The sequence below is a fragment of the Burkholderia sp. BCC1208 genome (genome assembly GCF_902833095.1).
Taxonomy (GTDB): Bacteria; Pseudomonadota; Gammaproteobacteria; order Burkholderiales; family Burkholderiaceae; genus Burkholderia.
The window spans coordinates 152,757-175,342 of sequence record NZ_CADFDY010000002.1; the positions used below are offsets into that span (position 1 = coordinate 152,757).

The window sequence follows — 22,586 nt, forward strand, 5'->3', positions numbered from 1 at the left end:
CTGGGGGAGCTGGGGGAGCTGGGGGAGCTGGGGGAGCTGGGGGAGCTGGGGGAGCTGGGGGAGCTGGGGGAGCTGGGGGAGCTGGGGGAGCTGGGGGAGCTGGGGGAGCTGGGGGAGCTGGGGGAGCTGGGGGAGCTGGGGGAGCTGGGGGAGCTGGGGGAGCTGGGGGAGCTGGGGGAGTTGGGGGAGCCTGGGGGAGCCTGGGGGAGCTGGGGGAGCCTGGGGGAGCCTGGGGGAGCTGGGGGAGCTTGATGCACTCGGCGCCCTTGGCCGCTGCCCGGCACCACCCGCGCCGCTCGCCCGTTCCCGCCGGCGCCGCAGGCCCTGCGGCTGTGGGATAATCGTCGGGTTTGCCCAGGGCGCAGCTCAAGAGGTTGTTCGCACGGGCGCGAGAGAGGCCTTTATTCCCGAGCCTCCACCCTTTTCCCGCGATATTTCTTCAGCAACCACAATGCCCACTTACCGTTCCAAAACCTCTACCGCCGGCCGCAACATGGCAGGTGCGCGCTCGCTGTGGCGCGCCACCGGCATGAAAGACGACGATTTCTCGAAGCCGATCATCGCGGTCGTCAACTCGTTCACCCAGTTCGTGCCCGGGCACGTGCACCTGAAGGATCTCGGCCAGCTCGTCGCGCGCGAGATCGAGGCTGCCGGCGGCGTCGCGAAGGAATTCAACACGATCGCGGTCGACGACGGCATCGCGATGGGCCATGACGGCATGCTGTATTCGCTGCCGAGCCGCGACATCATCGCCGACTCGGTCGAATACATGGTGAACGCGCACTGCGCGGACGCGATGGTCTGTATCTCGAACTGCGACAAGATCACGCCGGGGATGCTGATGGCCGCGATGCGCCTGAACATTCCGGTGATCTTCGTGTCGGGCGGCCCGATGGAAGCCGGCAAGACGCGCCTCGCGAACCCGGTCACCAAGACCGTCGAACTGAAGAAGCTCGACCTCGTCGACGCGATGGTGATCGCGGCCGACCAGTCGTATTCGGATGCCGACGTCGCCGAAGTCGAACGCTCGGCGTGCCCGACCTGCGGTTCGTGCTCGGGCATGTTCACCGCGAACTCGATGAACTGCCTGACCGAAGCGCTCGGCCTGTCGCTGCCCGGCAACGGCACGGTCGTCGCGACACACGCCGATCGCGAGCAGTTGTTCAAGCGCGCCGGCCGCCGCATCGTCGAACTGACGCGCCAGCACTACGAGCAGGACGACGAACGCGTGCTGCCGCGCTCGGTCGGCTTCAAGGCGTTCGAGAACGCGATGACGCTCGACATCGCGATGGGCGGTTCGACCAACACGATCCTGCACCTGCTGGCGATCGCGCGGGAAGCCGGCATCGATTTCACGATGAAGGACATCGATCGCCTGTCGCGCATCGTGCCGCAGCTGTGCAAGGTCGCGCCGAACACGAACAAGTACCACATCGAGGACGTGCACCGCGCAGGCGGCATCATGGCGATCCTCGGCGAACTCGACCGTGCCGGCAAGCTGCACACCGACGTGCCGACCGTGCACGCGCCGACGCTGAAAGATGCGCTCGACCAGTGGGACATCGTCCGCACGGAAGACGAAGCGGTCCGCACGTTCTACATGGCCGGCCCGGCAGGCGTCCCGACGCAGGTGGCATTCAGCCAGAACACGCGCTGGCCGAGCCTCGACCTCGACCGCGCCGAAGGCTGCATCCGCTCGTACGAGCACGCGTTCTCGAAGGAAGGCGGCCTGGCCGTGCTGACCGGCAACATCGCGCTCGACGGCTGCGTGGTGAAGACGGCCGGCGTCGATGAAAGCATCCTCGTGTTCGAAGGCTCGGCGCACGTGACCGAGTCGCAGGACGAAGCGGTGGAGAACATCCTGAACGACAAGGTCAAGGCCGGCGACGTGGTGATCGTGCGCTACGAAGGCCCGAAGGGCGGCCCGGGCATGCAGGAAATGCTCTACCCGACCAGCTACATCAAGTCGAAGGGGCTCGGCAAGGCGTGCGCGCTGCTGACGGACGGCCGTTTCTCGGGCGGCACGTCGGGTCTGTCGATCGGCCACTGCTCGCCGGAAGCGGCGGCGGGCGGCGCGATCGGCCTCGTGCGCGACGGCGACCGGATCCGCATCGACATTCCGAATCGCACGATCGACGTGCTGGTGTCGGACGAGGAACTGGCGCGCCGCCGCGAAGAACAGAACGCGAAAGGCTGGAAGCCCGCGCAGCCGCGTCCGCGCAAGGTGTCCGCGGCGCTGAAGGCATACGCGAAGCTGGTCATGTCGGCCGACAAGGGCGCCGTACGCGACCTGTCGCTGCTCGACGACTGACGCGGCGGGTTGCGGGCGGCCGGTGGCGCGTTGCCTCGGCCCCGCTTGCCCGATCCGAGAGCCGCTCTTAGGAGCGGCTTTTTTTCGTCGGTGCCCGGAGAACCCGCGGCACTCGCGCCATCAGTGCCGGAGCTCGTCGGGGCCGCCGCCTCCACCGCCGCCGTGGTTACCGCCGCCGTTTCCACCGCCTTGAGGTCGCGCATAACCGCCGCCCCCGCCTCCCTGCCGCACCGGCGGCGGCATCGTATGGACCTCGCCGCCCGGCGCGGGCGGTGGACGCAGCACGGCCGGCGGCGGGCCGGACGGACGCGCGTTGCCCGCTCCACCCAGCATCGGCGTCGGCGCAGCCGGCGGCGGGCCGGCCGGACGCGCATTGCCCGCTCCACCCGGCATCGGTGTCGGCGCAGCCGGCGCCGGCATGCGAGTCGCGCCATTCCAGCCGCCGCGCGTCGCCGACGGCCGCGTGTCATGCACGGGCGGCGGGCCGCCCGGCGCGACCTGCATCGGCGCGCCCGGTTGCGGACGCCCTTGCCCCGGCGGCATGCCTCCGGGGCCGAGCCTCGGCTCCGGACGACGCGCCCAGCGATCGCGGTCGGGATACCACGGGCGGTGCCGGTAATAGCGATCCCAGTACGCGCCGATCGCGAAGCCGGTCACCGGCACGCCGATGATCGCGCCATACTCGAGCAACGGCACGTAGCTGCCCTGGTAGGGATAGTCGAGCAACTGCGCATCGATCCAGCCGCGCACGCCCGGCAACGCGACGTCGCACCACGCGTAGTTGCTCAGGCAGCCGAATACGTCCAGCGCGGTGCCGGGCGGAATCTCCGCGACCACCGGATAATCGGGCGCAGGCCCGGCATACAGCTCGGCCGGCGAATTCGTGTAAGCGCTGCTCTGCGCATCGGCGACGCCCGGCGCGGCCGCGAGGCCGGCCAGGACGACACACAGACTTCGGACAATCGTGTTTCTCATGATGCTCTCCCGCGCCGTGCCGCCGCGCGCCGGTCAGTGCCGATGGCCGCCGCCCCAGTGACCGCCACCCCAATGCCCGCCGCCCCACGGACGATGCCAGTACCCGCCGCGCCCGCCCCAGTATCCGCCACCCCAGCGGCCCCAGAAGCCGATCGTCACGGGCGGCCCGTACCAGCCGGAGTAGTACGCCGGGTAGTAATACGGATACGGCGGCGGCACGTAGGCCGGGGCGACGTACACCGGCACCGCCGCGCCGGCATCGACCTGCGCCTGGGGCACGGTCGACGGGGCCGGCCCCGGTGCGGCCGGTGCGACTGGAATCTCGCGCTGCGTCACCGTGGCGGGCACCGGCGCGTAATAAGGTGCATAACCGTACGGGCTCGTGTAGTAGCAGCCGCCAAGCGCCAGTGCGACCAGCATGACTGCGGCGGGCCTCGCGGCGGAAATCGGGTTCATCTGGTACTCCGGCAGAATCCGCGCGTCGCCGCCGGCGCGCGCCTGACTCTAGCTTACGTCCCCTGCAGATTTCCGCGCGTATGATCGGTTACTTTTTGTTTCCTGCCCCGGACGCCGAAGCAGGCACGCCGCGTGCTGGCCCGTCCGCGGCGCCGACGTTGAAGTTGGCGCAAATGCCCTCAACTTGAACGATGTCGGGCTGACCGGCGCGGACGGGCGTCCGCGACCACCGGCAACCGCAAACCGGCGAGCTTCGGCCCGCCCAGACAGGAACGCGGCTCGCGCCGCCATCGACATGACTACGCCACGCCCCACTTCCCGGGCGGACACACCGCTCGATCCGATCATCCAGCTGCTGGCGCTCGCCGGCGAGCAGGGTTATCTGACGCACGCCGACCTCGTCGACGCGCTGCCGCCCGAAAGCGACAGCCCCGACGCGCTCGATGTCGTGCGCGCCGCGCTTGCCGATATCGGCATCGCGGTACTCGACGAGCCGGCCGTGCCTGCACCGTTCGCCGGCGCGGCGCCGGTCGAGGTCGATCGCGAGGCGCTCGACGAAGGCCGGGCCATGCTCGGCGACCTCGCGCGCGGCACGAGCGCGTCGACCGATCCGCTCGCGCTCTACATGCGGCGCATGCACGCGGTGCCGTTGCTCACGCGCGAAGGCGAAATCGTGCTCGCCCGCGAGATCGAAACGGGCCGCCATCAGGTACTGCACGCGATCGCCGGTTATCCGCCCGCGGTCGACGCGCTGCTCGCGCGTCATCGCGCGACGGGCGGCGCCGCCGCAACCGGCTCGCCCGATGACGACGACGCCGGCGCGCCCGCGCCCGCCCGCTACGATGCGCTGCACGCAGCGGTGTCGGCGCTGCGCGGCGCACTGCATGCGCATGGCAGCCGTTCGGCCGAATACCGCGACGCACGCAACCGCGTGGCCGCGCTGCTCGGTTCGCTCGCCTGGGTCGCGCCGGCCGCCGACGACGCGAGCCGTACGGTGCGCGCACTCGCGGCCGCCCCCCACGATCCGTCGGCGGTCGACGCAGCGTGCTTCGACGCGGTCGCACGGCGCGCGCTCGCGGCGGCGCTGAGCGACGGCCAGCAGAAGGTGCGCGACGCGACGCGTGCGATGCTCGAGGCGAACCTGCGGCTCGTGCTGTCGATCGCGCGCAAGTACCTGAACCGCGGCGTCGACCTGTCCGACCTCGTGCAGGACGGCTGTCTCGGCCTGATGCGCGCGATCGAGAAATTCGAATATCGGCGCGGGTTCAAGTTCTCGACCTATGCGACCTGGTGGATTCGTCAGGCGATCGCGCGCTCGGTCGCGGATCGCTCGCGCACGATCCGCGTGCCGGTGCACGTCGGCGACCAGTACCAGCGCGTGCAGCGGCATGCGCTGCGCTTTCGCCAGCGCACGGGCCGGCGGGCCACGCCCGCCGAGCTCGCGGCCGAAACCGGTCTCGACGAAGACAAGCTCCGCGCGGTGCTCGCGCTGCCCGCCGAGCCGGTCTCGCTCGACACGCCGCTGCCCGACGCGGACACCGGCCTCGTGGAACTGATCGAGGATCAGGCATCGGCCAGCCCGTTCGAGCAACTGGCCGACACGCGCATGCGCGAATGCGTGCGGTCGCTGCTGCGCTCGGTCACGCCGACCGAGGCCGACGTGCTGCGCCGGCGGTTCGGCCTTGGCGGCGCCGAGCCGGACACCTACGACGCGATCGCGCAGGACGCGGGGATGTCGCGCGAGCGCGTGCGGCAGATCGAGAAACGGGCGCTCGCCGCGCTGCGTACGGCCGCCGAGGCCGAAAACGCGCAGTCGTTTCTCGACGCTTGACCGTATCGCATGTAGCGCACGGTCGTGCCGCATTCCGGCACGACCGTGCGCTTCGCGCCTGTGCTACGTTTGCCATTGACGCGCATCAAATTTTCTTCATCGCGCGTCGCGACAATGGTTGACAGCCGACCGGCGCATCGCTCGCCGCGTCCATTCCGTTTGTGCTTTCCGGGTCCCTCGCCATGCAGTCGACCGTCAGCCAGACGTACGAGGAAAACCAGCCTATCGCGGCCCGCCTGCGCGAGGCAGCGCAGTGGCTCGTCGCCCAGGGCGCGAACCCGTACCGGGCCGCCGCATACCGCGCGGCGGCCGATACGGTCGACGCGCTCGACCGCGACATCCGCGGCGTATTCGAAACCGGCGGCGTCGAGGCGCTCGGCGCGCTGCCCGACATCGGCGCGGGCGTCGCGCAGGCGATCGCCGAGCTGCTGGTGACGGGGCGCTGGCGCCAACTCGACCGCCTGCGCGGCGACGCGGAACGCGCATCGGCCTTCGAGGCGGTGCCGGGTATCGGCCACGCGCTCGCGCTGCGCATTCATGACGCACTGCACATCGACACGCTGGAGGAACTCGAGCGCGCGGCCCGCAACGGCCAGCTCGAAACGATCGCGGGTGTCGGCCCGCGACGCGCGGTCGGCATCCGCGCCGCACTCGACGACGTGCTGAGCCGCCGGCGGCGCTGGCAAGGTCACATGCAGAACGCCGGCCCCGGCACGGAACCGCCCATCGAACTGCTGCTTTACATCGATCGCCAGTACCGCAACAAGGCGGCCGCCGGCGTGCTGCCGAGGCTCAGGCACCGGCGCCTGAACGCGGACGGATACGTGCCGCCGCCCGTGATGCACATGACCAAGGGCGGCTGGCATTTCACGGTGCTGAGCCAGCATGCCGCCATGCGCACGCCGGAAGCCGGGCGCCCGACCGACTCGGTCTCGCTCTACTTCTACGACGCCATGCAGTGCGAGCACCAGCGCACCGTCTTCACCGAAACGGTCGGCGCGCTCGTCGGCAAGCGGATCGTGCGCGGGCGCGAGATGGAATGCCGCGTGTATTACGCGGGGTGAGTCATGCATCAACGGTTTGCCGACGTCGAAGGCGGTACGGACGGCATCTCCTTTTGACGATCCGGCACGTCGACCCCGTTACGTCGCCCCGTAGCCGCCCTCCTGTCGAATCGCTACCGCCACGCCCATCCTCGCGCAGGCTCGCCGCCTACGCACTGTCCGCTTTCGCGCGGCGCGCCGGATGACGATGCGCGGCAATGCGCAGCAGCTTCTGGAACGAGGGGCATTCGAGATGGTTCACGGCCGGGCACACGGCCGCATGCCGCAGCGCATCGCGCACCGCGCCGAGGCGGCGGATCGTACGGTCGAGCTCGTCGGCCTTGCCATCGAGCTTCGCGCGATCGATGGCGGGCCGGCCGTCCGCGCCGACCATCGCGAGGATGTCGTCGAGCGAGAAACCGGCCTCCCGGCCGAGCGCGATCAACGCCAGGCGCTCCAGCACCGACGCGTCGTACTGCCGCCGCAGTCCGTGCCGGCCGATCGGCACGATCAGCCCCTTTTCCTCGTAGTAGCGCAGCGTCGATGCGGGCAATCCCGTGCGCCGCGCCACGTCCGCGATGTCCAGTCGGCTCATGCTTGATCTCACGTTAACTTGAAGTCGCAAGATAGTTGCTCGACTCCGTGAAGACAAGCCCGGACCGCCATGAAACCGTTGAACCCGCGTCGTATTCCGCCGTGCCGCATCGCCATCGCCGTCCGCCGCGGAGGTGGGCGGCTTCGGCGGGATTCCGCTCGACGCCGTCGCCGTGCTCGTACATCAGCGCGACACTGAATTCGCCATCCAGATCGCCGCGCGTCGCGTCGCCTTCGCCTTCGCCTTCGCCTTCGCCATCGCCATCGCCGCGTCGAACGCCGCGGGCGCATCGCCGTGCCCGAGCCAAGCGGTGCCGATCCCGAGGATCAGTACCAGCGCGAGCGCGATGAGGATCGCAATACGGTCTTCCGGCCGATTCGTCGTGCCTCGGTGATCTCTCGGCGTTCTCTTTTTTTGTGGTTGCAAGCGGTACGCCCGACCGAGCGCCCGCGTCACTCGCCGCCGCAGTCGATCAGGTTGCGGCGCACGCGCCCGAGCAGCCGCACCAGCGTATCGCGCTCGTCGGGCGTGAAGCCGCGCAGCCCGTCGTCGGCGACGGTATCGCCCACCTCCAGCATCTGCGGAAAGATCTCACGCGACTTGTCGGTCAGCCGGATCACGAACGCGCGGCGGTCGTCGTCGTTCGCGACGCGCTCGATCCAGCCATAACTTTCCATCCGGTCGAGCAGCCGCGTGAGCGAGATCGGCGTGATCTCGAGCCATTCGGCGAGCCGCGCCTGATTCATCTCGCCCTTCCACGTCAGGTACGCGAGCACGCGGCTTTGCGCCCGCGTCAGCCCGATGCGCTTTGCGCGCCGGTCGAACAGGCGTCCGTTCAGGCGGGCCACGTCGGCGATCAGGTAACCGATCCGGTTCTCGTAGGTCTTGTCCATGCGGCGATTATAGGGTCAAGCCGGAACCGGCCCGAGGCTCGCGACGCGGCGATAAGCGGCTATATAATAAGCACGCTTATAATTTGCGCCATACCGATCGCCGCCCACGGCGGCCGCCCCACGGAGACTCCCGCTTGAACCCCGCCGCCGACGCCCCCGCCTCGCCCGCGCTGAACCGGCCGATGCTGACCCTGTCGATCATGCTCGCCACGCTGATCCAGACCCTCGACAGCACAATCGCGAACGTCGCGCTGCCCCATATGCAGGGCACGCTGTCCGCGTCGCAGGACGAGATCACGTGGGTGCTGACCTCCTACATCGTCGCCGCGGCGATCGCGACGCCGCTCACCGGCTGGCTGTCCGACCGGCTGAGCGTGAAGCGGCTGCTGATCGTGTCGATCGCCGGTTTCACGGTTGCGTCGGCGCTGTGCGGGCTGTCGGAGACGCTCGTGCAGATCGTCGGCGCGCGGTTGCTGCAGGGTGTATTCGGCGCCGCGCTGGTGCCGCTGTCGCAATCGATCCTGCTCGACATCAATCCGCGCGAGAAACAGGGCCAGGCGATGGCGATCTGGGGGATGGGCGTGATGGTCGGCCCGATCCTCGGCCCGACGCTCGGCGGCTGGCTCACCGACAGCTACAACTGGCGCTGGGTGTTCTTCATCAACGTGCCGATCGGCGCATTCGCGCTCGCCGGCGTGATGACCTTCCTACCGGCGCGCGCGCCGCGCCCGCACGTGAAATTCGACGCGTTCGGCTTCGCGACGCTCGCGCTCGCGATCGGCGCGTTCCAGGCGATGCTCGACCGAGGCGAACAGCTCGACTGGTTCGGTTCGTACGAGATCCGCATCGAGGCGCTCGTCGCGGCGCTCGGCTTCGCATTCTTCCTCGCGCATACGGCAACCGTCGGCAAGGCGTCGTTCTTCAAGTCGGAACTGCTGCGCGACCCGAATTTCGCAACGGGCACGCTGTTCATCTTCGTGGTCGGCGCGGTGCTGTATGCGACGCGCGCGCTGCTGCCGCCGATGCTGCAGAACCTGATGGGCTATCCGGTCGCGACGACGGGCCTCGTCACCGCGCCGAGCGGCGCCGGCACGATGATCGCGATGCTGTTCGTCGGGCGGCTGCTGAAATACGTGGATGCGCGGCTGCTGCTGCTCGCGGGACTTGCGATTTCCGCGCTCGCGCTGTGGCAGATGATGCAGTACACGATCGTGCTGTCCGAAGCGGACATCGTGTGGCCCGGCGTGATCCAGGGCTTCGGCCTCGGGCTGGTGTTCGTGCCGCTGAGCGCGCTGTCGTTCTCGACGCTGCCGCCCGACCTGCGCGCGGACGGCACGGCCACCTACAGCCTGATGCGCAACATCGGCAGCAGTATCGGCATCTCGATCGTGCAGACGCTGATGACGCGCAATACGCAGGTCGCGCATGCCGACCTCGCGACCCACGTCACGCCGTTCGACCCGGCCGTGCAGGCGATGATCGGCAGCCGCGTCGACATTGCGCTGCTCGACCGCACGATCAACCAGCAGGCGACGATGATCGCGTACCTGAACGATTTCAAGCTGATGTTCGTCGCGACGCTGCTGATGATCCCGTTGTTGCTGCTGATCCGGCCGCCGCAGAAAACGGCGAGCGTCGACGTCGCGCATGCGGCGATGGACTGACGGGCACGCATGTGCCCGTCCGAGGCCCCGTCAGGCCTTCATCGTCCCGGTCCGCACGTAGCGCTCGTGCCACGACAGCGCCTCGGCGAGCAGATGCGGCGTGTGCTTGCCGAAGCTTTCGCGCGACGCGCGCTCGAAGTAGTCCTCGAGCATCGGCCGATAGTCCGGGTGCGCGCAGGTCGCGATGATCTTGCGCGCGCGCTGCTTCGGCGACAGGCCGCGCAGGTCGGCCAGCCCCTGCTCGGTGACGACGACGGCGACGTCGTGCTCGGTATGGTCGACGTGGCTCGCCATCGGCACGATCCGCGAGATCGCCCCGCCCTTCGCGGTACTTGCCGACATGAAGCACGACAGGTAGCCGTTGCGCGCGAAGTCGCCCGAGCCGCCGATGCCGTTCTGGATCTTCGTGCCCATCACGTGCGTCGAGTTCACGTTGCCGTAGATGTCGGCCTCGATCATCCCGTTCATCGCGATGCAGCCGAGCCGGCGCACGAGTTCCGGATGGTTGCTGATCTCCTGCGGGCGCAGCACGATCTTCTCGCGGAACGTCGCGATTTCATCGGCGAAACGCTGCACGGCGGCCGGGCTCAGCGACAGCGCGGTGGCCGATGCGAAGCTCAGCGTGCCGTCGTCGAGCAGGTCGAGCATGCCGTCCTGGATCACTTCCGTGTACGCGGTCAGGTTCGAGAAGCCGGCCGAGCTGAGCTCCGCCAGCACCGCGTTCGTGATGTTGCCGACGCCCGACTGCAGCGGCAGCAGGTTTTCCGGCAGGCGGCCGCGCTTCACTTCGTGGCGCAGGAAGTCGATCAGTTGCAGCGCGATCTGCTTCGACGTCTCGTCCGGCGCGGTGAACGCATTGCTGCGATCGGGCGCGTCGGTCTCGACGATCGCGACGATCTTGTCGGCCGGGCAGCGCAAGTACGGCTCGCCGATCCGGTCGTCGCTCTTCGTCAGCGGAATCGGCTTGCGATGCGGCGGCAGCGCGGTGCCGTAGTAGATGTCGTGCATCCCGTCGAGGCCGAGCGGCTGGCGCGCATTCACTTCGAGGATGACGTGCTTCGCGCGCTCGAGCCAGGTCTTGTTGTTGCCGATCGACGCGGACGGGATCAGCAGGCCGTCCTCGCGGATGCCCGCGACTTCGACGATCGCGACGTCGAGATCGCCGTACAGCCCGAACCACGCGTATTGCGCGACGTGGCTCAGGTGGACGTCCTGGTAATCGACTTCGCCGGCGTTGATCTTGTCGCGCAACGTCGGGTCGGACTGATAGGGCAGCCGCATCGAGATGCCATTGGTGCGGGCGAGCGCGCCGTCGAGTTCCGGTGCGGTCGACGCGCCCGTCAGCACGTTGATCCGGAAGTCCTCGCCGCGCGCGTGCGCCGCGTCGATGTGGGCGGCGAGCGCGGCCGGCACGGCCTTCGGATAGCCCGACCCGGTGAAGCCGCTCATGGCGACGGTCATGCCGGGGCGGATCAGCGCGGCGGCTTCGTCGGCGGTGCGGACGAGCGAACGCAGGGCGGGAGCGAGGATGCGTGATGAAGACATGGCTGGTTTCTTGACGCTTTGGTCTGTCGTTGACGTCGCGGGGGGTGTCTCCTGAGCGACGCGAAGCCCTTTGGGGCCGCGAGGGGCGGCCCGGCACCACGGGCACGGCCGGAGTATCGCAGAGGCCATCGCCGCGAAATGTCCGCCGGATGCAAAAGATCCTTGCCGGATTTGCCGGGTATCGAACGAGCGTTCCGTGACAGGCGATCCGCCCCCCGCCGAAGGCACGCGAAAGGCGTGCGAAAGCATCGGGGCGAATCGCCGGTTCGCGATCGCCGACCGTCGCGCATCAATCGATGAAATTTCATCGGCATTGACGGCATTTGGTTCGGTAATCGCCGATACCCGGCCGGCGCGGCCGATTGTCGCCCGATGCGGCTTTTCCGGACCTGACGGAGATCAAGGTCGCATGCGCTGCGCTACGCCGGCCGACCGGCCCGAAAAAACCTGCCGTATCGGCCTGCGAGGCCCGTCCGGCCTTGACAGCCGCGCGATGCGAACCACACTGGAAGACGGGTCCGGCCGCCCGATGGGCCGTCCCGTTCGCACCTGCGTTTTTGAACCGGCCGATACCCGCAAGACGCGGTAACACTCCCGCATGTCAGGACATTGATCGAAGAAAAAGCAACAAATTACAATTCCGTATATATTTCGCCGATGGACCAAAGAAAAACCGCCACACGCCCCGAGCCACCGCTGCCACGCACCTGGGATGCGCGGCTCGCGCGCTCGCTTGTCCGACCGCTCGTCGATACGCCGGTCACCCCGAATCACCTCACCACCCTTCGTCTGCTGATCGGCCTCGCCGGCGCCTGGTGCCTCGCGCACGGCGGCTTCGGCTGGAGCAATGCAGGCGCGTTCCTGATCGTGCTGTCGAACTTCGTCGATCACACCGACGGCGAGCTCGCGCGCATCAGCGGCAAGTCCAGCAAGATCGGTCATTTTTACGACCTGGCGGCCGATGCGCTCGTCACGGTCGCGCTGTTCGTCAGCATGGGCGTCGGCATCGTCGCCCAGGGCGGCCAGATGGCCGCGTCGCCGGTGCTGCTCGGCGCGGCGGCCGGCGCGGCCGTCGCGCTGATCTTCTTCCTGCGCATGCGGATCGAATCGATCGCCGGCAAGGCCGGCACCAAGCAGGCGTTCGCCGGCGGCTTCGAGACGGAAGACGTGCTGTACCTGCTGCCGATCGTGACGCTCGTCGACGGCGTCGAGCCGTTCCTGCTCGCGGCGTCGATCGGCGCCCCGCTGTTCGCCGCCTGGGTCGTGATCGACTGGTGGCGCATCGTGCGGCGCGGCAACCTTCCGCAGAACCCGGCCGCGCAGAACCCAACCGAAATCCAGGCTTCCAAATGACTCCTAGCACGCGCGACGATTCCGTGCTGAGCCCGGCACGCCCCGCGCCCGTGCGCGCGGCCGCGGCCGCGGCCGATCCCGATCGCACCGTGGCCGACCGTGTCGGCCAGCTCGACCTCGACCGCCTGCGCGGCGACTACACGCGCCAGGGCTCGTTCCTCTACCTCGATGCGTTCCTGCCGGCCGACGCGCACGCGAAGCTGGCGAACGCCGCCCGCGCGATGCAGGCCGGCCTGAACCGCAATTACCTGCCCGGCCACAAGCAGGGCGGCAGCGTGAGCCGCCATACGATCGACGCGCAAGCGCCGTACATCGCCGAGCTGTATCGCTCGAAGGCGCTGATCGGTTTCCTCGAGAAAATCACCGGCGACAAGCTGATGCCGTCGCCGGACGACGATCCGCACGCGTACGCGCTGTATTACTACACGAAGCCCGGCGACCACATCGGCTGGCACTACGACACGTCGTACTACGATGGCCGCCGCTACACGCTGCTGATCGGCGTGATCGACGAATCGTCGTGCCGGCTCGACTACGAGCTGCATACGCGCAACCCGGACGTCGCCGACGAACCGGGCTCCGTGCAGATCGCCGACGGCGGCATCGTGCTGTTCGACGGCGACAAGCTGCGCCACCGCATCACGCCGCTCGGCCAGAACGAGATGCGCGTGTCGCTCACGTTCGAATACGTGACGAACCCCGGCATGCGGCCATGGAAGCGCTTCATCTCGAACATGAAGGACGCGATCGCGTATTTCGGTTTCCGCCAGGTGTTCAAGCAACTGGCGACGCGACGCACGAGCGGGTCATGACACGCGCGGGCCTCATCCTGCTGTCCCTCGGGACCGCACTCTTCATCGCACTTCTGGCCTGGCAAGGCGTCGGCGCGGTCGCGTCCACGTTCCTCGCGGCCGGCTGGGGCCTCGCGCTCGTCGCCGTGTTCCACGTCGTGCCGCTCGCGATCGACGCCGTCGCGATTTCCGTGATGTTCCGCCGCGGGCAGCCGGGCGCCGAACTCGGCAACGCGCTGCGCGCGCGCTGGGTCGGCGAATCGGTGAACAGCCTGCTGCCCGCCGGGCAGATCGGCGGCCCGGTGCTGATGGTGCGCCACCTCGCGCAGCGCGGCACGCGGATGGCCGATGCGGCCGCCGCCGTGACCGTCAGCACGACGATGCAGGCGCTCGCGCAAATGGCCTTCGCACTGATCGGCATCGCCGCGTTCAGCCTGTATGCGACGCACGAGTCGGTCGCGTACCTGCGTACGCCCGCGCTGATCGCCACCGGCGTGCTCGGCGCGCTCGCGGTGATGTTCTATCTGGCGCAGCGGCGCGGGCTGTTCGGCCGCGGCCTGCGCCTCGCGTCGAAGCTGCTCGGCCCGCGCGACTGGTCGTCGCTCGCCACGCGCGCCGACGCGATCGACGACGCGGTCGGCGCGCTGTACCGCGATCGCGCGAAAGTCGCGAAGACCTTCGCATTGAGTCTCGCCGGCTGGATCGTCGGCACCGCGGAAGTGTGGCTCGCGCTGCACTTCCTCGGGCATCCGGTGAGCTGGCTCGACGCGTTGCTGCTCGAAAGCGTCGGTCAGGCGATTCGCGGGGCGGCTTTCGCGATCCCGGGCTCGCTCGGTGCGCAGGAAGGCGGCTACCTGCTGCTCGCGCCGCTGGTCGGCCTGCCGCCCGACGCGGCGCTCGCGCTGTCGCTCGCGAAGCGCGCGCGCGAACTCGCGCTCGGCCTGCCCGGCCTGCTCTATCTGCATTTCAGTGAAAGAAACTGGCAGCGGCGCCATGCGCCGCAGCCGCTCGCCGACTGATCGTTCAGATCGCCGGCTTTTTGGTTGGAGAACCCATGCGAGCCATCATTCTTGCGGCAGGCCTCGGCTTGCGCCTGCAACAACCGCCCGAAGCGCAGTTCCCGAAGTGCCTGCTCCGCTTCGACGACGTTTCGCTGCTCGAGCGCCATCTGCGCGTGCTTGACGCCGCGGGCGTCGACGAGATCGTGCTCGGGCTCGGCTTTCAGCACGAGAAGGTCGAGCAGGAACTGAAGCGCCTCGGCCGCCAGGCCGAGATCGTGATCAACGACCGCTACGACCTCGGCAGCGTGCTGACCGTGCATACCGTCGCCGACGCGATGACGCGCGGCGGCGACGTGCTGCTGATGGACGCGGACGTGCTGTACGACGAGAACATCCTGCATGCGCTGGTGGCCGATTCCGACCGCGCGGTCGACCGCCTGCTGATCGACCGCGACTTCGAGGCCGGCGACGAACCCGTCAAGCTGTGCCTGAAGGACGGCGTGCCGGTCGAGCTGCGCAAGCAGCTCGCGGTCGACCTCGACTACGACACGATCGGCGAATCGGTCGGCTTCTTCCGCTTCACCGAAGGCACCGCGCGCCGCCTCGCGACGATCGTCGCGGGCTACGTCGACGGCAGCCGCGCGAACATGCCGCACGAGGAAGCCGTGCGCGACCTGCTGCTCGAAGGCGGCCATTCGTTCGACGTCGCCGACGTCACCGGCTCGCCGTGGATCGAGATCGACTTCCCGAACGACGTCGCACGCGCGACGCAAGACATTCTTCCCCTGATTCAACGCACCACCGCCGGAGCCGCACGATGAACGCACGCGAACCCAACTTCACCGAATCGCGCAGCGCGCGCCTGCGCCGCATGCTCGTCAGCAGCGACCTCGAATTCCTGATGGAAGCGCACAACGGCCTGTCCGCGCGGATCGTCCGCGAGGCCGGCTTCAAGGGGATCTGGGCGTCGGGCCTCGCGATCTCCGCGCAGTTCGGCGTGCGCGACAACAACGAAGCGAGCTGGACCCAGGTGGTCGACGTGCTCGAATTCATGGCCGACGCGAGCGACCTGCCGATCCTGCTCGACGGCGACACCGGCTACGGCAACTTCAACAACGTGCGGCGTCTCGTGCGGAAACTCGAACAGCGCGGCATCGCGGGCGTCTGCATCGAGGACAAGCAGTTCCCGAAGACGAACAGCTTCATCGACGGCGAGCGCCAGCCGCTCGCCGAGATCGACGAGTTCTGCGGCAAGATCAAGGCCGGCAAGGATTCGCAGACCGATCCCGACTTCTCGATCGTCGCGCGCGTCGAGGCGCTGATCGCGGGCTGGGGGATGGACGAGGCGCTGCGCCGCGCGAACGCGTATGCGGAAGCCGGCGCCGATGCGATCCTGATCCACAGCAAGCTGTCACGCCCGGACGAAATCCTGCAGTTCGCGCGCGAATGGAGCGGCAAGGCGCCGCTCGTGATCGTGCCGACCAAGTACTACAGCACGCCGACCGACGTGTTCCGCCAGGCCGGCATCAGCACCGTGATCTGGGCGAACCACCTGATCCGCGCGTCCGCGTCGGCGATGCAGGCCGTCGCGCGCGAGATCCACGAGAACGAAACGCTGATCAACGTCGAAGACCGCGTCGCGTCGGTCAACGAGATCTTCCGCCTGCAGGACGCCGACGAGTACTCGGCGGCCGAGCGCATCTACCTGTCGTCGTCGTCACGCGCGTCGAACGCGGCGGTCGTGCTCGCCGCGAGCCGCGGCAAGGGCCTCGAGGCCGTCACCGAAGACAAACCCAAGGTCATGCTGCCGGTCGCCGGCAAGCCGCTCCTGCGCTGGCTCGTCGACGGCTTCAAGAAGCAAGGCGTGAACGACATCACCGTGGTCGGCGGCTACCGCGCCGATGCGATCGACACATCGGGCATCAAGCTCGTCGTCAACGAACGCCACGCGCAGACGGGTGAGCTCGCGTCGCTCGCATGCGCGGCCGAACGCCTGACCGGCGACACCGTGATCTCGTACGGCGATCTGCTGTTCCGCAGCTACATCCTGCGCGACCTCGCGGAGAGCGAGGCCGAGTTCAGCGTGGTGGTCGATTCGTCGCTGACCGAGCCGTCGAACCAGAGCGTGCGCGACTTCGCCCTCTGCTCGGCGGCCGACGATCGCGGCCTGTTCGGCCAGAAAACCTACCTGCAACGCGTGTCGAGCGACGTCGCCGCGGGCACGCCGCACGGCCGCTGGATCGGCCTGCTGAACGTGCGCGGCGCCGGCGTCGAGCGCCTGAAGGCGATGCTCGCGACGCTGCAGGCGCGCCCCGATTTCGACACGCTCGACATCCCGTCGCTGCTGAACGAACTGATCACCGCCGGCGAAAAAATCGAGGTGCAGTACGTGCACGGCCACTGGCGCGGCGTCAACGACCTGGAAGACTTCCGTCGCGCGGGCGACTTCGCGCACGGCCAGACGCCGCTGTCCGAACCGGGCACCGGCAACGGGGGCGCGCAATGATCGAAGCGGCCCAGTTCGTCGAGGCCGCGCGCGAACGCGGCTTCGACTGGTACGCGGGCGTGCCCTGCTCGTACCTGACGCCGTTCATCAATTACGTGCTGCAGGACCCGACGCTGCACTACGTGTCGGCCGCGAACGAAGGCGACGCGGTCGCGCTGATCGCCGGCGCCACGCTCGGCGGCAAGCGCGGGATCGCGATGATGCAGAACTCGGGGCTCGGCAACGCGGTGAGCCCGCTCACGTCGCTGACCTGGACGTTCCGCCTGCCGCAGTTGCTGATCGTCACGTGGCGCGGCCAGCCGGGCGTCGCCGACGAGCCGCAACACGCGCTGATGGGCCCGATCACGCCCGCGATGCTCGACACGATGGAGATCCCGTGGGAGACGTTCCCGACCGACCCGGAACAGGTCGGCCCGGCGCTCGACCGTGCAATCGCGCACATGGACGCGACGGGCCGCCCGTACGCGCTCGTGATGCAGAAAGGCAGCGTCGCGCCGTATGAACTGAAGGCGAACCCGGCCGCGAAGCCGCGCGCGCACGTCGCCGCGCAATCGGCGTCGCGCGCTGAATCGGCCAATGCAGCGGCCGACGCGTGGCCGACCCGTCACGAGGCGCTGCAGCGCGTGATCGCGCATACGCCGGTCGATTCGACCGTCGTGCTCGCGTCGACCGGTTTCTGCGGCCGCGAACTCTACGCGCTCGACGATCGTCCGAACCAGCTGTACATGGTCGGCTCGATGGGCTGCGTGACGCCGCTCGCACTCGGCCTCGCGCTCGCGCGCCCCGACCTGCGCGTGGTGGCCGTCGACGGCGACGGCGCCGCGCTGATGCGGATGGGCGTGTTCGCGACGCTCGGCGCCTACGGCCCGGCCAACCTCACGCACGTGCTGCTCGACAACGGCGCACACGAATCGACGGGCGGCCAGGCGACGGTGTCGCAGCATGTGTCGTTCGCGGGTGTCGCGGCCGCGTGCGGTTACGCGTCGGCCGTCGAAGGCGATACGCTCGACGTGCTCGATGCAACGCTGGCCGCAACGGGGAACGGTGCGCAATTCGTTCGCGTGGCGATCCGCACGGGCGTGCCCGACGGCCTGCCCCGCCCGACCGTCACGCCGGTCGAGGTCAAGACCCGTCTGATGCGGCACATCGGCGCCGCGCAGACCGAAGCCCACGTTGAAGGAGCTCATTGATGCTGTTGCTGAACCCCGGCCCGGTCACGCTCACCGAACGCGTGCGCCGCAGCCTGCTGCAACCCGACCTGTGCCATCGCGAAAGCGAATTCTTCGATCTGCAGGATGAAGCGCGTGCGCGCCTCGTCGCCGCGTACGAACTCGATCCGGCCGAATGGGCCGCCGTGCTGATGACGGGTTCGGGCACGGCCGCCGTCGAGGGCATGATCGCGGCACTCGTGCCGCAGGACGGCAAGCTGCTCGTGATCGAGAACGGCGTCTACGGCGAGCGGATCACGCAGATCGCCACGCAGTACGGGATCGCGCACGACGTGCTCAAGCATGAGTGGATGCAGGCGCCTGATCTCGCGCAGATCGGTGCGAAGCTCGATGCGGGTGGGTACTCGCATGTCGCCGTAATTCATCATGAAACGACGACGGGCCGGCTGAACGACCTCGGCGCGATCGCGGAAGTGTGTCGCGCGCGCGGCGTGAAGATGCTCGTCGATGGCGTCAGCAGTTTCGGCGCGGAAGCGATCGATTTTGCGGGCGGCGTGATCGACGCGGTCGCCGCGACCGCGAACAAGTGCCTGCACGGCGTGCCGGGCGCGGCGTTCGTGATCGTGCGCCGCAGCGCGCTCGCGAAGGCCACGAGCCGGACTTACTACCTCGATCTCGGTCGGCTCGCGAAGCTGCAGGATCAGCGGAATACGCCGTTTACACCGTCCGTGCATGCGTATTACGCGCTCGTCGAGGCGCTGCGCGAGTTTGATGAAGCTGGCGGCTGGCGTGCGCGGCATGCGCATTACAAGGCGCTTGCCGATCAGGCGCAGGCCGGGCTTGCCGCGCGTGGGATGCCGCTGGTGCTGCCGGAAGGCGCGTCGTCGGTTGTGCTGCGTGCGTATCGGCTGCCGCAGGGCGTCACGTACGAAGCGCTGCACGACGGGCTGAAGGCGCGTGGCTTCGTGATTTATGCGGGGCAAGGCGGGCTGTCGAAGGAGCTGTTCCGGATTTCGACGATGGGCGCGATTCAGGCGGCCGATGTCGAGCGGTTGCTGGAAGGGTTTGCGGCGCTGACGCGGTAAGCGTTGTCCGCACGTTCTTCGACGAAAGGCCCGCGAGGGCCTTTTTTGTTATTTTCTGATTTCTGCGGGTTTCGCTTATCGACTGCGAATTCAACCGGTGGATGCAGCGAATGGATGAAATCGCTCAGCGGGTGTATCGAAGATTAGTGTCTTTCGCGGCCGCTCCCCGGCCGCGTGCTTCCCGCCGACTTCGATCAGAGCTTGACATCCCCGGACTTGGAACTACCGGATCCAGCCAGATGGCTTTGTACGGCGACGAGCTGGTCGTCCGTCGTCGCCACCAGCCACAAACGCGAGTGCTCTGCGATCTGGCGGTTGTGGTCCTTCAACGGTCCCAATGTGGCAGCGGACTTCCAGGTCACGGGACCAATCCGGCTGCTCCGGCCCGACGGCGCCCCCACCAGCAGGCAGTAAGGTCCGAGAGGAAGCGACACGAACGGAAGGGCCGGACTCGCCCGCACGCGCCAGTCGACGAACGGCGCCTCGCTGATGAGCAGCGGCATGGGCAAACCGTAAAGCACGCTGAAATCGTACAGCAACAGTTTCTCGCGCGCGCCCACGTAGCTACGCCGGATATCGTCGATAACCGCAGCGCGAATTTCATCGTCGAACATGGGCTCCTGCGCGTAGCGTGCAAAAGCCTGCTGCGCTTCGATCTGATAGGCACTGAACAGACCGAGTTCCACGCAGTCCTGCACTGCGCGCTGGACCTCCACCATGGAGCCGGCTTCTTCCGGCTTGCCCAACTGCGCTGCCCTCAAAAAGCGGGCAAGTCCCGCCTCGTGGATCACCGGGCCGTCGGCAGAGGCGTCGATATCCGCATCCTTGTCGAGCGGCACGTAAAAGTATTCTTCGTTGGCGAAGTGCGACTTCTTGCCTTCGTCAAACTTGATTTCGCCATCGGTGCGATCCAGATAGCGAGTACCGATTCGACCATGCTCCCAAACCCAGTTCTTGAGGAACGGTCGTAACGGATGCAGCCTGTCGTGAGTAGCCATTGGTTCCTCCAGGTGCCCAGTATAGACCCAGGTGGTCGCTTGCCCGGTTGCATCGACGGGTTGAATCCGCAGGGCGGTGTAGACAGTAGAGCGTCCGCATGAAAGCATGTTTCAATGGTCGTAAATGGCTACGGATTCAACCGTTCCCGGAAAATCTGCGAAGCACCTCTTTTCCATGATGACAATAAAAATCCTTCGCTGCGCCTCGTTGCTGGCATTCGTTGCCACGCCCATCGCTCACGCCGCCGACAGCCAGTCCTGTAGCGACGCAACCGTCACGGCCATCGCCCGCTGGGCCGGCATCGCGAGCGCACGCATCGCCACGCGCGATGCGGACCGGCTCGTCGTCGCGTCGTCGTGCAAGGCCATGCCGAATGCACCGGAAACGACGATCGCGGCCGTCGCGTTCGATTCGCTGCCGAAGAGCAAAGACCCCGACGAAAGCAAAAAGCTGCAGGTCATTGCGCTCGTCGAGGGCGGCAAGGTCGTGGCGGCCGATCGGTCGGTAGTCGAAGAGGATGCGGCGACGGAGATCGGCGAGAACAGCTACCGCATCGACACGGCGCCCTACCGGCTGTCGCCCGATGTGCGCGCGTTCGGCGTCGTGTTTACCAGCAGCGCGCGCGGGCCGAGTTGCCCTGATGCCAACACCAGTGAGGAGTTGACGCTGTGGGTGCGCGAAGGCGGCCGTATCCGCCCGGTGTTCGGCACCAACCTCTACGGTTGGGTCAGCGTCGAAGGCGACGCCTGCGGCCCCGGTGTCGGCGATGCGCGCAGCGAAGAGGCCCGCATGACGATCGCCGTGGATAAAACGTCGAGCCACGGCTTCGCCGATCTGTCGATCACGGCACACGTCGCGGAGACGCAGCGCAAGAACGGGGATTACTCGGATACGGGCAAGCGCACGGCGCGCACGATCGTCCACTACGACGGCAAGTCATACGGCATCGATATGTTCCGAAACTTCTGGTATTCACCCGCTTCGAAGAAGCGCTTCAAGTAAGACCGCCACTCCGCCCACCTACTCCACAACCTTCGGCCCGATCGCATCGGTCGGCGCCGGCATCCGCAACGCGTCGTCCCGCACGCGTCGCACCTCGCGCGCCGAATAGCGATCCTTCAGCCGCAGGAACGGTTTTTCGACGAGAAAATAGCTGGCGGTCGCGGCCAGCAGCGCCCACACGATGCCGAGCGGAAATGCGTGCGCGACCGGCAAATCCGGGTTCGCGAACGGCTGCTGCCACAGATAAAGGCTGAACGAGATCGTGCCGATGAACACGACGGGCCGCGCGCGCAACCACCGCGCACACCAGAACTCGCTGCGGAAATTCAGCACGACGATCACGATCGCGATCAGCGCGGCTTCGAGCGTCACGCCGTACGTCGCATTCCAGAAGCCGCCCAGCCGATGTTCGGCGAGCGGCATCCCGAGCAGCACGACGAAGACGAGCGCCGTCACGATGCGCGCCTCGCCGCGCCACGAGCCGATCCACGCCTCGAGCCGTTCGCGGTTGAGCGACGCATAGCAGCCGATCAGGATCGGATCGACACCGGTGTGGAGCATCATCCCGAGCTGCCCGCGCAGCGCGGGCGCAGCAAAATACGTGACGGCACGCACCAGCGGCACGATCAGGATCAGCGCGGCCAGCCAGCGCGTGCCGGCGCGGCGCATGCCGAACACGAACAGCAGCGGCCAGAACCAGTAGAACTGCTCCTCGAGCGCAAGCGACCAGAAATGACCGAGGTACCACGCGCCGTCCGGATGCAGCGCGTTGTCGCCGGTCAGCCCGAACCATGCCGAGTAATTCCACAGGTGCAGCGCCGCATAGAGCCATTGCCGGCGATCGACGTCGAACCAGCCGGCGAACGCCACGATCGCGACGGCCGCGAGATAGACATAGCAGGCCGGCCAGATCCGCAACGCGCGGCGCACGTAGAACGACGTCAGCGCGATGCCGCCCGTGCGCGCGAACTCGGCGCGCAGCACGTTGGTGATCAGGAAACCGCTCAGCACGAAGAAGATCAGCACGCCGAGCCGGCCATCGGCGATCAGCCGCAACGGCGCGTACCAGCCCGTATAGCCGCCGGGCAGCACATGCTCGGCATGACCGACGACGACCATCGCGACCGCGACGGCGCGCAACCCGGTCAACTGCGTGACGCGATGGTTCATCGGCTGGTTTCCGTTGGCACGGTAAAGAAACGGGAGTCGGCCGGCGCCCGATTGGCCCGCCGACCTGCCGCCGGGATTTTGTATGAAAAATATCGGAATGAAATTGCTTCAAAAATCCGCGTGACCAATACCGCCCGCGACGCTGCACCACAGCGTGCCAACGTCCAGCGCGACGAATGGGCATAATGACAAGCCTT

General features: G+C 67.9%; 23 protein-coding genes. 15 read left to right on the top strand and 8 right to left on the bottom strand.

The window, feature by feature from the left end:
- On the top strand, positions 1-252 hold a 252-nt coding region (locus tag HWX09_RS33445; protein WP_208456037.1), incomplete at its 5' end, for a hypothetical protein.
- A 199-nt stretch (positions 253-451) separates the two neighbouring features.
- Positions 452-2,311 (top strand): dihydroxy-acid dehydratase, encoded by a 1,860-nt coding sequence (gene ilvD / locus HWX09_RS05495; protein WP_027782806.1) that lies wholly within the window; start codon positions 452-454, stop codon positions 2,309-2,311.
- A 120-nt stretch (positions 2,312-2,431) separates the two neighbouring features.
- On the opposite strand, the gene HWX09_RS05500 is transcribed toward ilvD, so the two are convergent.
- Together HWX09_RS05500 and HWX09_RS05505 are read right to left on the bottom strand one after the other, a co-directional pair.
- Positions 2,432-3,286: an SH3 domain-containing protein gene (locus HWX09_RS05500; protein WP_027782805.1), complete on the bottom strand. Its 855-nt coding sequence runs from the start codon at positions 3,284-3,286 to the stop codon at positions 2,432-2,434.
- Between the two features lie 33 nt (positions 3,287-3,319).
- On the bottom strand, positions 3,320-3,742 hold the full coding sequence (locus tag HWX09_RS05505) for a hypothetical protein (RefSeq protein WP_027782804.1): 423 nt from the start codon (positions 3,740-3,742) through the stop codon (positions 3,320-3,322).
- Between the two features lie 295 nt (positions 3,743-4,037).
- Between HWX09_RS05505 and HWX09_RS05510 the strand changes: the two genes are divergently transcribed.
- Positions 4,038-5,573: a sigma-70 family RNA polymerase sigma factor gene (locus tag HWX09_RS05510; RefSeq protein ID WP_027782803.1), complete on the top strand. Its 1,536-nt coding sequence runs from the start codon at positions 4,038-4,040 to the stop codon at positions 5,571-5,573.
- A 182-nt stretch (positions 5,574-5,755) separates the two neighbouring features.
- Entirely contained in the window at positions 5,756-6,637 is an 882-nt protein-coding gene (locus HWX09_RS05515; protein WP_027782802.1) for a helix-hairpin-helix domain-containing protein, read from the top strand.
- Positions 6,638-6,785: 148 nt separating this feature from the next.
- Here HWX09_RS05515 and HWX09_RS05520 read toward each other — a convergent pair whose 3' ends face one another.
- The 3 genes from HWX09_RS05520 to HWX09_RS05530 form a co-directional block, all read right to left on the bottom strand.
- Entirely contained in the window at positions 6,786-7,211 is a 426-nt protein-coding gene (locus HWX09_RS05520; RefSeq protein ID WP_027782801.1) for a helix-turn-helix domain-containing protein, read from the bottom strand.
- Positions 7,212-7,394: 183 nt separating this feature from the next.
- Entirely contained in the window at positions 7,395-7,667 is a 273-nt protein-coding gene (locus HWX09_RS05525; RefSeq protein ID WP_027782800.1) for a hypothetical protein, read from the bottom strand.
- Complete coding sequence (locus tag HWX09_RS05530; RefSeq protein WP_027782799.1) at positions 7,664-8,104, bottom strand: MarR family transcriptional regulator; 441 nt, start codon at positions 8,102-8,104, stop codon at positions 7,664-7,666. Before HWX09_RS05530 ends, HWX09_RS05525 begins: the two co-directional genes overlap by 4 nt.
- 134 nt (positions 8,105-8,238) lie before the next feature.
- Here HWX09_RS05530 and HWX09_RS05535 point away from each other — a divergent pair, with 134 nt between their 5' ends.
- A complete protein-coding gene (locus HWX09_RS05535) occupies positions 8,239-9,768 on the top strand; it encodes a DHA2 family efflux MFS transporter permease subunit (protein ID WP_027782798.1) in 1,530 nt (509 codons plus the stop codon).
- 30 nt (positions 9,769-9,798) lie between these two features.
- On the opposite strand, the gene HWX09_RS05540 is transcribed toward HWX09_RS05535, so the two are convergent.
- Positions 9,799-11,313: an acetyl-CoA hydrolase/transferase family protein gene (locus HWX09_RS05540; protein WP_027782797.1), complete on the bottom strand. Its 1,515-nt coding sequence runs from the start codon at positions 11,311-11,313 to the stop codon at positions 9,799-9,801.
- A gap of 196 nt (positions 11,314-11,509) precedes the next feature.
- Between HWX09_RS05540 and HWX09_RS05545 the strand changes: the two genes are divergently transcribed.
- The 8 genes from HWX09_RS05545 to HWX09_RS05580 all read left to right on the top strand — a co-directional run bounded on the left by HWX09_RS05545 (position 11,510) and on the right by HWX09_RS05580 (position 19,218).
- On the top strand, positions 11,510-11,902 hold the full coding sequence (locus HWX09_RS05545; protein ID WP_080681246.1) for a hypothetical protein: 393 nt from the start codon (positions 11,510-11,512) through the stop codon (positions 11,900-11,902).
- Positions 11,903-11,970: 68 nt separating this feature from the next.
- The gene (locus HWX09_RS05550; RefSeq protein ID WP_027782796.1) at positions 11,971-12,666 is read left to right on the top strand and encodes a CDP-alcohol phosphatidyltransferase family protein; all 696 of its coding nucleotides are present in this window, start codon (positions 11,971-11,973) and stop codon (positions 12,664-12,666) included.
- Positions 12,663-13,478 (top strand): 2OG-Fe(II) oxygenase, encoded by an 816-nt coding sequence (locus HWX09_RS05555; protein ID WP_027782795.1) that lies wholly within the window; start codon positions 12,663-12,665, stop codon positions 13,476-13,478. The genes HWX09_RS05550 and HWX09_RS05555 overlap by 4 nt, the downstream gene beginning before the upstream one ends.
- Positions 13,475-14,476, top strand: a complete 1,002-nt coding sequence (locus tag HWX09_RS05560) for an HpnL family protein (RefSeq protein ID WP_027782794.1) — start codon at positions 13,475-13,477, stop codon at positions 14,474-14,476. Before HWX09_RS05555 ends, HWX09_RS05560 begins: the two co-directional genes overlap by 4 nt.
- Positions 14,477-14,511: 35 nt before the next feature.
- Positions 14,512-15,279, top strand: a complete 768-nt coding sequence (locus HWX09_RS05565) for a phosphocholine cytidylyltransferase family protein (RefSeq protein ID WP_027782793.1) — start codon at positions 14,512-14,514, stop codon at positions 15,277-15,279.
- Positions 15,276-16,964, top strand: coding sequence for a phosphoenolpyruvate mutase (aepX, locus tag HWX09_RS05570; protein ID WP_027782792.1), 1,689 nt, complete (start codon positions 15,276-15,278; stop codon positions 16,962-16,964). The genes HWX09_RS05565 and aepX overlap by 4 nt, the downstream gene beginning before the upstream one ends.
- A complete protein-coding gene (gene aepY, locus HWX09_RS05575; protein ID WP_027782791.1) occupies positions 16,961-18,154 on the top strand; it encodes a phosphonopyruvate decarboxylase in 1,194 nt (397 codons plus the stop codon). Before aepX ends, aepY begins: the two co-directional genes overlap by 4 nt.
- The gene (locus tag HWX09_RS05580; protein WP_027782790.1) at positions 18,154-19,218 is read left to right on the top strand and encodes a 2-aminoethylphosphonate aminotransferase; all 1,065 of its coding nucleotides are present in this window, start codon (positions 18,154-18,156) and stop codon (positions 19,216-19,218) included. The genes aepY and HWX09_RS05580 overlap by 1 nt, the downstream gene beginning before the upstream one ends.
- 194 nt (positions 19,219-19,412) lie before the next feature.
- Here HWX09_RS05580 and HWX09_RS05585 read toward each other — a convergent pair whose 3' ends face one another.
- A complete protein-coding gene (locus HWX09_RS05585) occupies positions 19,413-20,216 on the bottom strand; it encodes a hypothetical protein (protein ID WP_027782789.1) in 804 nt (267 codons plus the stop codon).
- Between the two features lie 178 nt (positions 20,217-20,394).
- On the opposite strand from HWX09_RS05585, the gene HWX09_RS05590 reads away from it, so the two are divergent.
- Positions 20,395-21,219 carry a multidrug ABC transporter ATPase gene (locus tag HWX09_RS05590; RefSeq protein WP_175888562.1) on the top strand — a complete coding sequence of 275 codons (825 nt, stop codon included), beginning with the start codon at positions 20,395-20,397 and terminating at the stop codon, positions 21,217-21,219.
- An 18-nt stretch (positions 21,220-21,237) separates the two neighbouring features.
- On the opposite strand, the gene HWX09_RS05595 is transcribed toward HWX09_RS05590, so the two are convergent.
- Positions 21,238-22,389 carry an acyltransferase gene (locus HWX09_RS05595; RefSeq protein WP_027782787.1) on the bottom strand — a complete coding sequence of 384 codons (1,152 nt, stop codon included), beginning with the start codon at positions 22,387-22,389 and terminating at the stop codon, positions 21,238-21,240.
- On the opposite strand from HWX09_RS05595, the gene HWX09_RS05600 reads away from it, so the two are divergent.
- Positions 22,381-22,575 (top strand): hypothetical protein, encoded by a 195-nt coding sequence (locus HWX09_RS05600; RefSeq protein ID WP_155257318.1) that lies wholly within the window; start codon positions 22,381-22,383, stop codon positions 22,573-22,575. The genes HWX09_RS05595 and HWX09_RS05600 overlap by 9 nt on opposite strands.
- Positions 22,576-22,586: the final 11 nt, after the last annotated feature.